Here is a 10608-nt window from a genome sequence, read left to right on the forward strand (position 1 = left end):
CTTCCCATCTGCTATTGACTTGATCTATGGAACTACCAGAATTAAATATAGAAACAATTTTGGCGATTATTAACGATGAAATTGACGACGCAACCGTTAATAGATTGGTCTGGCAAAGTTTAGGTTATCGCTACGATGAAAGTCAAGGAAAATGGGATAATAGTCAAGTAGAGGAAGGTTGGCGCCGTGAATATCCCGAACCCCCGGATTTTATTGCCAATCGTCCCCCAACAGTAAAATTAACTCGATCGATCTTGCCAGAAAATAAACAATTATTAAAAGATAAATTGGGGTTTACCGGTTATAAAATTGGCGAATTCAATCCCCGCATGACTCGCCGTGCCACCGCCGCCAATTGGTTGTGCTTTTATGCGTTAAAATAGATGAGGAAAGTTATTTTATCAAGCTTCTAGCATGGTCACTATCCCTGTCAAGTCCTCCTCTCATCCCCTAGCATCCTATATTGATCGTCTCACGGCTGGGGAAGCATTGTTAAAAGATACTCCCCAGAATTTGATCGAGGTAGTGGGTATCCTGAAAAGTTACGGAGTGGTGTTAGATGCTTATTCCAAAAATTTAATTTATATTGCGGAAAATCAGTTTTTGGTTTTTTTCCCTTTCTTTAAATATTTTAATGGTCAAGTATCTTGGCAGAAATTACTACAACACTGGTGGCACGATCGCATTAATTTTGAGTATGCTGAATACTGTATGAAAGCCATGTTTTGGCATGGTGGGGGTGGTTTAGATAGTTATGCAGATAGTGGTGCTTTTCGGGAAGTGACAGCCAAGGTTATTCAAGCTAAATTTAGGAATAATCCCCTAGTGTTAATTTTAAATAAAGCCTTTCCTGAATTTTTGCCAGAACAAATGCGAATGATGGCCTACTATAGTGGTTTAGGTCAATTTTGGCGAATTATGGCCGATACCTTTTTAAGTTTATCCGATCTCTACGATGCCGGAAAAATTACTAATATTCCCGAAGTGGTGGCACACATTAAGAAAAATTTAGTCGATAATGCTAGTAACCCAATTGTCTATCAGGTAAAAATCAAAGGACAAACCTATGATTTGATCCCCAAATCGGCAGGATTAACCTTTCTTGCGGATACGGCAATCCCCTACGTTGAGGCGGTTTTCTTTCGCGGAACACCTTTCCCCGGTACAATTTCCTATAATGCCCAAGCCTATCAAATTCCCTACGATCAAGGAATGTTTGCCTATGGTGCTTTGTATGCGGATCCTTTACCCATAGGGGGTGCAGGAATTCCTCCCACGCTATTAATGCAGGATATGCGTCACTTTTTACCAGATTATCTGCACGACATTTATAAAAAGAGTTTTCGTCAGGAGGAGGATTTATTAGTCCAGATCTGCGAAACTTTTCAGAAGTCGATGTTTTGTGTGACAACGGCAGCCATTCAAGGATTAGCACCTTACCCTTTAACTACCACAGATTTAAAAGAAAAAAAAGCCAATCGCATCTATCTAGAAGCATGGATGAATCGCTTTGTTAAGTCGCGATTAGAAGCGGTAAATCAATGATTATTTTGCCGATAAATCGGTAATTTTTGTAGTCAACAAACCCCTTAGATTTATGTCAGATATTAACCCCCAACTTCAGGATATTTTAGCTCAATTGCAATCTTTGAGCGAACGGGTTGCCCTCATCGAAGCGCGGCAGATGTTAGTACCGGACATCGAGCGCTATGGTAAATTACAGCAATTCCTGGCTGAGGGGAACTTTAGGGAGGCAGACGCAGAAACCCTCCGAGTTATCCTCGAAGCTGCCGGCAGAACCCGCGATACTTTAACCCCAGAGGATATGATGCGGTTTCCCGTTAATGTGATTCGCGTACTCGATCGCCTTTGGAAAAATTATAGCGGCGATCATTTCGGTTTTAGCGCTCAGGTGAAGTTATATTTTGCCGCTGGGGGTGATATTAACACCCTGCGAACCCAAGATGCGGAAACGATTAAAAAATTTGGAGAATTGGTGGGATGGCGCAACAAAGATCAGTGGCGTATCGATGATTATGATCACTGGGATTTTAGTCTCGCAGCTCCGGAAGGCTGTTTTCCCGCTCTCTGGTGGAAGTCTCCCTACGGGTTAAAAATGGTGACTTTTTGTTTTACTCGCCTGATAGAGTGCGATTTATAGGCAATGAAAGGGATTATCGGCTATTTTCGGGCTTTATTATCCCCCCAATTTGCCCCCACCGGGATAAAAGTGTCTGTAGTAGTGGGGACAATTTTATTGACAATTAACCACAGTTATGCTATGATGTGCGGGCGGATAACAAGCGATCGCTAGGCTGATTGACCAGATGAAAATCGGTAAAACCCCACACCCTGCCCCCACCAACAAACTTTTTGCCGCAAACCCTAGATAACCCTTCAGCTTCTCGATGGTTTCGCCTTGTTTGACTACTAACTCCTGTGATTTCAGTACCATCTTCACCAGTTGTTCTGGGGTCAGGTTTTTCAGGCTGTCTCTGTCTAGTAGCTCTCAATCTAGACTTTTTTCGGTTTTTGTCAATCCCCTGACCTGAATCCTTAGGAAAAATGAAAGTCCCGCCAGGAATCCACCTTCGGCACTTCTTAACATTCAATTGATAATTTTTAGTAATACATTGCTTACAACCCTTTGCCAGTAAAGATTGTAGCTACAATGATCGATTTTCATCAAGGGGAAGAATTGTAATAAGTAGTCGTGCAAAATTAATTTCCTAGTGAAGATAGGCAAAAGGCAAGAGGCTCTTCTAGGTTCTGTGTGATCAGTTTAACTTATATAGGATCGATCGATCTTTGTGTCCTCTGTGTCCGGAGTGGTTCCTTCCACTCCCTCGCTCTTGAGGAATGTATCTTAGAATACATTTTACCCACCAAACCTGGGAGAGCCGGCAAGAGGCAAGAGGCAAGAGGCAAGAGGCGGTTAGATATGTATAATTAATTTTGCTTAGGTACTTACCATTTCTCTAAATGAAAACTACACATCGAATTTAAGTCCCCCTTAAAAAGGGGGATTTAGGGGGATTAAACTTCTGTAGTCAGACTTTGGAGAATTGGTATAATTTGTTTTCTCAGAAAAAATCAATTATTGAAAATGTTCTCAATAGTAGTTTCTACAATGAAGCTTTTTCGTCAAAACATCTTGGGGAATGTGGGTATAAAGGTATATGAAGATGTGCGGAATGTCGGCAGGAAAGAGCCACTGAATGAGGATCAAAATCTTCGGCCCCACTGCCTACTTCCCAAACCAAGGGCGAGGGGAAGGGGATTAATCGGCAAAAATGCTGACTTGCTGCCTACAATTTCAGGTGATTAAGGGCTAAATTCCGTTGTTGGAGAGCGAATTGATGGCTAGGCTGTAGTCGTAGGGTTTGGTTAAAGGAAACCACCGCTTCCGAGAAACATTTTAACTTGTAGAGACAACAACCCCGTTGATACCATGCCTCAGCGTCTTGCGATTGTAACTGTAAAGCCTTATTATAAGCGGCGACCGCTTCACTGAGTCGTTCTAATTCCCGTAAAGCTTCGCCTTTACTAAACCAGACATTAGCATCGGATTTAATCGCCAGGGCTTGATTATAAGCCGCTAGACCTTCCGTGTAATGTTGCATCCGACATAAAATCATGCCCTTGTAATGCCATGCTTCCAGATAATCTGGCTGCAGTTGAATTGCCTTATCCCAAGATGCGATCGCATCGCTGATTTGTCGTAAATTGGCCAAAGCGATGCCGCGATAAAACCAAGCCCGAGCATTATTAGTCTCTAATTGAATTACCTGATTAAAAGACCCTAAAGCTTCAGGAAAACGCCCCAATCGTTGCAGGGCCAGACCGCGATTGTACCAAGCATTGACAAAATTGGGCTTTTTCCGCAGGGACTGCTGATACAGTTGAACTGCTTCGCGATACTGCCTCAAATCGAGATGGGCGTTACCGCGATAAAACAAATCCTCTGCTGAAATTTGCTGCACTAAAGCTTGTTGTTGACGCAATTGCAGCAACTCTTTTATGGCATCTAAAACTTCTACTGCCGAGGGAAAGCGTTGGCGCCAGTCATAACGGGTCATTTTATCGATAATAACCGCTAGATCATCGCTAACATCGGCCTGATTGCGCCAAGCGATTTCTCCGGTTTCGGCATCTTCGGGAAATTGCGTCGGTTTGAGACCGGTTAAGGCTTGAATAGCGATGATTCCCACGGCATAGACATCGCTAGACAATCGCGGTTTATTTTGCGCCTGTTCACTAGGCATATAACCGGGGGTGCCAATCCCAATCGAAACACTGGTCTGTTTGGCTTTTAGCCATTGAGTCCCCACTTGTTTGACTCCACCAAAGTCGATTAAAACTAGCTTCCCCTCTTGGCGACGGATAATATTATGGGGTTTGATATCTCGGTGAATAATGTTATTTTGATGGACAAAAGCGAGAACTTCCAAGATATCTTTTAATAACTGAATTACCTGACTCTCTTCTAAACGCTTACCCTTAGAGATTTCTTGACTAAGATCGTGACCATCGATAAATTCTTGAACAATATAAAAGGAATTATTTTCCTGAAAACTGGCGAAAAATTGCGGTATTTGAGGATGATGGCCGAGTTTTTCTAAAGCTCTGGCCTCACTCTCAAATAATGCTATAGTAACTTCGTTAACCACTTGCGGGATTAACTGTTTGACCACACATTGAGGACAGCCCTGGCGATAGTTATCTTGGGCTAGAAAAGTTTGACCGAAAGCCCCTTGACTTAGGGGTTTAATAACTTGGTAACGTCCCCCGATAATTAGTTTCATGGTAGCGATAGGATTATCTTTACCCTAGGACGGCTTGACGGGACGGTTAACAGCCAAAGGGGTTAACTTGTTCATGCCCATCTTACCAGCTAATTGATATATTACATCAATTGTCCTCAGAAGCGGGTAACGCGACTCGAACGCGCGACATTCACCTTGGGAAGGTGACGTTCTACCACTGAACTATACCCGCAAAATTCTCCCTAATCATAGCATTGACCCCCCAGCCAGAGCAACTGCCCTAGGCTGTTTTCCATCACCGCGCCGGTTTGTCCAGAAACGCTAAACTGCAAAGCTTCCCGATAGACTCGCCCCGCCGGATGATCAAAAATATTTGCCGCCCCACCGGAGGCAATCACTGCCCCTTGAGCGCATTGTAGAGCCAAATTAATCGCCCGACCGCGCCAGTGCAGTTGGTCGGCAAAACTGGCCTGGTGGGAATTTAACATTTTTTCTTGACAGGACAGTAGGGCCTTTTCTAGCTGTTGATGGGCATTTTTTAGGCTTTCTAGCCCCTTTTGTCGATAAACACCCAAAATGACATCTAAGCCCGCCCAAGCACAGCCAAGGGCATGAAAACCGTGATGGAGAACATTTTTTTGATCGCTGGCCTCGATCGCCGCCGCTGGTTGTAAACTAACAATAAAATCCCTTGACAAAAAGTAGTCTTGTATGGTAAGGCTCACCGTATTAGTCCCACTCATCGATAATAATTTCATCGGGGGACTGCATTGCAGACCAGGGAGAGCCTGCAGCGGTAGAAGACCGTACAGAGATCGCCCGTCCGGGAGGGTCGCCCCGATGATAAAATCTTCAAAAAAGCCCCATCCCGTCACCCAGGGGACCTGTCCGCGGAGTTGATAGCCGCCGGTCATGGGAAACGCTTTCATCATTGGTTCCCCCGGACGACGTAGTTGCGAAAACCCCACCCCCACTAGCTTTTCGCCCCAGGCCATTTTGGGGAGATAAAACTTTTTCAGGTCTTGGTTACTGCTGGTGGCTAATTGATTAGCGGCGCTTTGGTGTTGGGTTTGCAGAAAAGTTAAAGCGCCAGAATAACGAGCGCCGAGGATTTGGAATTGTCGATAGGTGCCTTCCTCCCATCCCGCACCCCCCCATTCTTTGGGAACACGCAAAGCTAACAAACAGTGATCGCCCATACCCTGTAAAGCTAATTGTAGGGCGATCGGGTCGCGATCAATCTGGGCCGCTTGCGGGGCGATCCTATTCTGAAAATAATCCCTAGCCATCTCCAGTAAACCATCGCTCATAGCTGACTAGCGCAGGAAACTGCCCCCATCAGTCCCACTTCGGCATTAAGGACGATATGAACGGGAATATTGCTTAATAGCTCCCTCATCCGACCTTTAGCCCGAAAAGCCTTCATAAAGCTACCCTCGGTCATTAGGGGAAGATTTTTGGCCGCAATCCCTCCCGCGATGTATAATCCTCCGTAGGGAAGCAACTTGAGGGCTAAATTGCCCGCTTCCGCACCGTAGGCCTCGACAAAGATTTTCATGGTTTGATCACAGAGATAATCCGAGTCATCTTGGGCAAAACTGGCAATTTTAGCCGCTAAATCGACGGTTTTTTGCGGTTTACCCATTTCTGCTAACCAAGTACGGTAAATTTCCGCCATGGACGGTGACGACTGACTAGAGTTACTATCGTGGAGAAATCGATAGATAGAAGTGATTCCAGGGCCAGAAACCACTCGTTCCACCGAAATGCGCTCGATATTATAGAGTTCCAAGAGATAATTTAATAGTTGATATTCTAAACTCGATCGAGGGGCAAAATCGGCGTGGGAACCCTCACTACCAAACACCCGATATTTACCCTTCGACACAGGAATCAAAAAACCCTCTCCTAACCCCGTTCCCGCACCAATAACCGCAATCGGGGCTTCTGGTACTGCCGGGGCCGACTGTAGATTGTGCAGCTCCTCTGGGGCTAATCCTAACACCCCATAACCGATCGCCGCAAAATCATTAATTAATTTTACTCGCTCAATCTGCAGCTCGCGGCTTAGGCGATCGCCAGTTAGGGACCAACTTAAATTAGTCAATTCGGAACTATTGTTAACCACCGGACCTGCAATACCGAAACAAGCTTTTGCCACTGGGGGAATAGTGGTTTGTCGGGCCAAAAACTGCTGGACGATCGGCACCAGATCGGGGTATTGTTCACTAGGATAAATTTCTTGATCGAGAGTAGTTAGCAGGGGTTGGGGACTATCCGGTGAGTTTTGGCAATCCACTAAACGCAGGATTGTTTTAGTTCCCCCGATATCTCCCCCTAAAAGAATCGTCATGCTGGTTGTCCCTCAGTTTTTCCCCATAATTATAGTTTTTTACCCCTTCCCCCAGGCAAATTTAAAGGCCGTCAATTCTATACTATAGTGAAAGATGGTAATGCCTAAGCCCTAATTAAGGATTGATTAATCGTCGCTCCGGGGTTGGAATGGGGATTTGCTAGAGGACAGAAACGGCACTTAAAGACATTTTAGGTCTAACTGTAGCCTCAAGGCGATCGATTGGGCGGCAGAACCTATAGCTGTCCCCATAACTTTTAAGATAGACCAGAGAGGGAGAAATTAGCTTGGGTGTAGAACTTCGCAGTTACGTTTATCTTGACAATTTACAGCTTCAACACGCCGCTTACATCGGTACAGTCGCCCAAGGATTTTTACCCTTACCCGGGGATGCTTCCCTCTGGATTGAAATTTCCCCCGGCATCGAGATTAATCGCATCACCGATATTGCCCTCAAATCCGCCGTGGTTCGTCCGGGGGTTCTATTCGTAGAAAGACTCTATGGACTCTTAGAACTCCATTCTAGCAGTCAGGGAGAGGTCAGGGCGGCCGGTCAGGCAATTTTGCAGTATTTAGGCGTTAGTCAGCGCGATTGTCTGAAACCGCAAATTGTCTCTAGTCAAATTATTCGCAACATTGACGCTTACCAAGCCCAATTAATTAACCGTAGTTCTCGGGGTATGATGTTAATGGCAGGACAGACTTTATACGTTTTAGAAGTGCAACCGGCCGCCTACGCTTCCCTCGCTGCTAATCAGGCCGAAAAAGCTGCTTTAATTAATATCCTACACGTTACTTCCGTGGGCAGTTTTGGCCGCTTATATTTAGGGGGAGAAGAACGAGATATTATCGCCGGTTCCAGGGCGGCAGTTTCAGCTTTAGAAAATATTCAAGGTCGAGCTTTTCCGGGTAGCGACAAAAAAGAATAAGCTAACAAAGGCAAAAGGTAAAAGGCAAGAGGTGTTTAGATATGTATAATTAGGGCTTGCTGAATAAATGTGAAATGTAGGCAACGTAAGAGTTTTATGGCTTTTCTCGCGAAACAGGTGCAAGATTTTGAGAGAATCGTCGTTAAAAACCTTGCGTCTTCATCAGCCTGAGTCCTGTAGGGGCGAAGCATTCGGGCAATAACCTATCGGTGAAACCGGAGATTTTCTATCCGAATGCTTCGCCCGTACTTTTTGCCGCAAACCCTAATTAATTGTGTCTAGCTACTTACTAAATCCCGTTTAAAAGGTATAGGATAGTTGGGAGTGGGAAGAAGGGAAAGAAAGTTTGAGCATTAGTACTAAATAGCTAAAAAAGGAATTTCCACCTATTGGGGAGATTCAAAAATTAGTTCGCTATTATTCAGTTTTTCAACGACTAACTTGCGATAGAGTGTCACTTGCCGAAGGATTTGGTCGGGATTGTTTTTCTTGTTAGAAAACATGATCATTTTAATCGATTCAAATTCTATTCTTGTGATCACACCATCTTCAATCGCTCGTTCAATTTTCACCCGTAAATATTCTAATTCTTGGCTTTCCTCTGGGGTAATTTCTAGACTATTAGGACGTTCTATTTTCATGATCGATTGTTCTTACCTGCTAACTGATAACTGGATAATCACGGCTATTTTTTCACACTTTCACAATTGGTGGAGAGAGAGTTTCCTTCGGGTTAGAAACGGCCAGATTATTATTTTGGCTGTGATTTTGCGGCAATTGTCCCGAGGCTAAATTCTGCCCCTCTCCCGTAATCAAACGAGCGCCACGACCGCGGGTAAAATAATTCCAACCCCATTGCACCATCACCACTAATTTATTATCAAATTCGATCAAATAGTAAATATGGGCCCAAACCCAGACTAACCAAGCGATGAACCCGGAAAACTTGACAAATCCCAAATCAACCACGGCCGCATTTTGGCCGATAACTGCCAGACTACCTCGATCGATATAATGAAAAGGTTGAATAGTTTGCCCTTTTAGGCGAGAAATTAATAAATTGGCCAGATATTCCCCCTCCTGCATGGCCACGGGGGCAATTCCGGGTAAAGGTTTATCTCCCTGATGGGCAAAATTAGCCAAATCCCCGATCACAAAAATATTGGCATAACCAGCGATACTTAAATCGGGTTCGACGATTACCCGGCCGACGCGATCGAGATTTACCCCGGTTCTTTCGGCCAAAATTCGCCCCATTCTCGATGCTTTGACCCCTGCTGCCCATAAAATTGTCTCGGCAGCGATTTCTGTCGTCTTTTCTCCCTGACGGACCGTGACACAACCTTCGACAATATTGGTAACGATGCTGTTAGTTTGCACTGTCACCCCTAATTTTATGAGAGAAGCGGCAGCTTTAGCGGATAAATCGGGCGAATATGGAGGTAATACCCGATCCATCCCTTCTAAAAGCAAAATTTTCGCTTCTGTGGGGTTAATCTGGTGGAAATCAGACCTAAGCGCACCGTGGGCAATTTCAGCGATCGCTCCTGCTAATTCTACCCCCGTCGGTCCGCCACCGACAATTACAAAAGTTAATAAAGCTTGCCGCTTTTCGGCATCGATTTCTTTCTCGGCCTTCTCGAAAGCGAGATAGATGCGACGACGCATTTCTACTGCGTCTTCAATGGTTTTTAACCCAGGAGCGTAGGGCTGCCATTGATCATTGCCAAAATAGTGATGACTGACTCCCGTGGCAATAACTAATTGATCGTAGGCGATTGGCGGGTGATCTTCCAAGATCACTTCTCCCTTGACCGGATCTATATCTATGGCATGATCGAGGAGAATATCTGTATTGTCATGACCCCGTAGGATTAAGCGCAAAGGTGAGGAGATATCGGCCGGAGACAGCGCCCCAGTAGCAACTTGATAGAGGAGGGGCTGAAAAAGATGGAAATTTCGCTTATCGATGAGGGTAACATGAACGGGGGCGTTTTTTAGGGCTTTGGCCGTGTATAAACCCGCAAACCCGCCGCCTATGACAACAACTCTTGGCTGTTTTTCAGTCATTGCTTAACAATAATTCATAAATTTCTCCCTAGTGTAGTCCGGATTGTCACAATTTAGCGGTGACAAGCGTTACCGAAAACAGTAGTCTTTAATCTAGAAAAAAATATAGATACTGGCTTTTTTGACCAACCAAGAGGGCAAAACCCAGTAGGTACAAGGCCTATGCCTGGGTTTTGCCGGATATGTTCGAAAAACTTGCAAAGACCGCTACGCCGTTTTACCTAAGTTTATGACCTGGGTTAACCAGGTGGGAACTTATATTCCGCGTTTCTGTTTCCGAGTACAAGCTCGGTTTACTACCACACGGATTGGTTACTTGCTCCCTTATCACAATCAAGCATAGATCAAAAAACTTGAAAGGCAGTCACCAACGTAGAAGCCCGATTTAGTTTGATCATAGCATTTTTTTTTCTCAGAGGCAAGAGGAGAATTATGAATTATGAAGTGGGGAGGTGGGGAAGTGGGGAGGTGGGGAGGTGGGGGGATGGGG

General features: G+C 44.9%; 11 protein-coding genes, 1 tRNA gene and 1 other RNA gene. 5 read left to right on the forward strand and 8 right to left on the reverse strand.

The window, feature by feature from the left end; translation table 11 throughout:
• Positions 1–26 precede the first annotated feature (26 nt).
• Genes MICAI_RS19405 through nrtS form a run of 4 tightly spaced genes read left to right on the forward strand, consistent with a single transcriptional unit; the run spans position 27 to position 2314 of the window.
• Positions 27–383 carry a DUF1823 family protein gene (locus tag MICAI_RS19405; RefSeq protein ID WP_008206176.1) on the forward strand — a complete coding sequence of 119 codons (357 nt, stop codon included), beginning with the start codon at positions 27–29 and terminating at the stop codon, positions 381–383.
• Positions 384–414: 31 nt separating this feature from the next.
• Positions 415–1545, forward strand: a complete 1131-nt coding sequence (locus tag MICAI_RS19410) for a CO2 hydration protein (RefSeq protein WP_008206178.1) — start codon at positions 415–417, stop codon at positions 1543–1545.
• A 52-nt stretch (positions 1546–1597) separates the two neighbouring features.
• On the forward strand, positions 1598–2161 hold the full coding sequence (locus MICAI_RS19415; protein ID WP_008206180.1) for a GUN4 domain-containing protein: 564 nt from the start codon (positions 1598–1600) through the stop codon (positions 2159–2161).
• Between the two features lie 3 nt (positions 2162–2164).
• Positions 2165–2314, forward strand: a complete 150-nt coding sequence (gene nrtS / locus MICAI_RS26070; RefSeq protein WP_157221771.1) for a nitrate/nitrite transporter NrtS — start codon at positions 2165–2167, stop codon at positions 2312–2314.
• On the opposite strand, the gene MICAI_RS26590 is transcribed toward nrtS, so the two are convergent.
• The 5 genes from MICAI_RS26590 to MICAI_RS19440 all read right to left on the reverse strand — a co-directional run bounded on the left by MICAI_RS26590 (position 2255) and on the right by MICAI_RS19440 (position 7119).
• Positions 2255–2455 (reverse strand): hypothetical protein, encoded by a 201-nt coding sequence (locus MICAI_RS26590; RefSeq protein ID WP_172456611.1) that lies wholly within the window; start codon positions 2453–2455, stop codon positions 2255–2257. The two genes, nrtS and MICAI_RS26590, sit on opposite strands and share 60 nt — an antisense overlap.
• A gap of 853 nt (positions 2456–3308) precedes the next feature.
• Positions 3309–4805, reverse strand: coding sequence for a tetratricopeptide repeat protein (locus MICAI_RS19425; RefSeq protein WP_008206188.1), 1497 nt, complete (start codon positions 4803–4805; stop codon positions 3309–3311).
• Positions 4806–4926: 121 nt separating this feature from the next.
• A tRNA-Gly gene (locus MICAI_RS19430) sits at positions 4927–4998 on the reverse strand.
• A 10-nt stretch (positions 4999–5008) separates the two neighbouring features.
• Positions 5009–6076 carry an acyl-CoA dehydrogenase family protein gene (locus MICAI_RS19435; protein WP_008206191.1) on the reverse strand — a complete coding sequence of 356 codons (1068 nt, stop codon included), beginning with the start codon at positions 6074–6076 and terminating at the stop codon, positions 5009–5011.
• Positions 6073–7119, reverse strand: coding sequence for a glucokinase (locus MICAI_RS19440; RefSeq protein WP_008206193.1), 1047 nt, complete (start codon positions 7117–7119; stop codon positions 6073–6075). The genes MICAI_RS19435 and MICAI_RS19440 overlap by 4 nt, the downstream gene beginning before the upstream one ends.
• A gap of 287 nt (positions 7120–7406) precedes the next feature.
• Here MICAI_RS19440 and MICAI_RS19445 point away from each other — a divergent pair, with 287 nt between their 5' ends.
• Positions 7407–8048 carry a hypothetical protein gene (locus MICAI_RS19445; RefSeq protein WP_002766539.1) on the forward strand — a complete coding sequence of 214 codons (642 nt, stop codon included), beginning with the start codon at positions 7407–7409 and terminating at the stop codon, positions 8046–8048.
• A gap of 386 nt (positions 8049–8434) precedes the next feature.
• On the opposite strand, the gene MICAI_RS19450 is transcribed toward MICAI_RS19445, so the two are convergent.
• The 3 genes from MICAI_RS19450 to ssrS form a co-directional block, all read right to left on the reverse strand.
• Positions 8435–8689: a hypothetical protein gene (locus tag MICAI_RS19450; protein WP_008206196.1), complete on the reverse strand. Its 255-nt coding sequence runs from the start codon at positions 8687–8689 to the stop codon at positions 8435–8437.
• 52 nt (positions 8690–8741) lie between these two features.
• Entirely contained in the window at positions 8742–10118 is a 1377-nt protein-coding gene (locus MICAI_RS19455) for an NAD(P)/FAD-dependent oxidoreductase (RefSeq protein ID WP_008206198.1), read from the reverse strand.
• A gap of 197 nt (positions 10119–10315) precedes the next feature.
• A non-coding RNA gene (gene ssrS / locus MICAI_RS24520) (6S RNA) lies at positions 10316–10503 on the reverse strand.
• Between the last annotated feature and the right edge of the window lie 105 nt (positions 10504–10608).

The sequence above is a fragment of the Microcystis sp. T1-4 genome (genome assembly GCF_000297435.1).
Taxonomy (GTDB): Bacteria; Cyanobacteriota; Cyanobacteriia; order Cyanobacteriales; family Microcystaceae; genus Microcystis.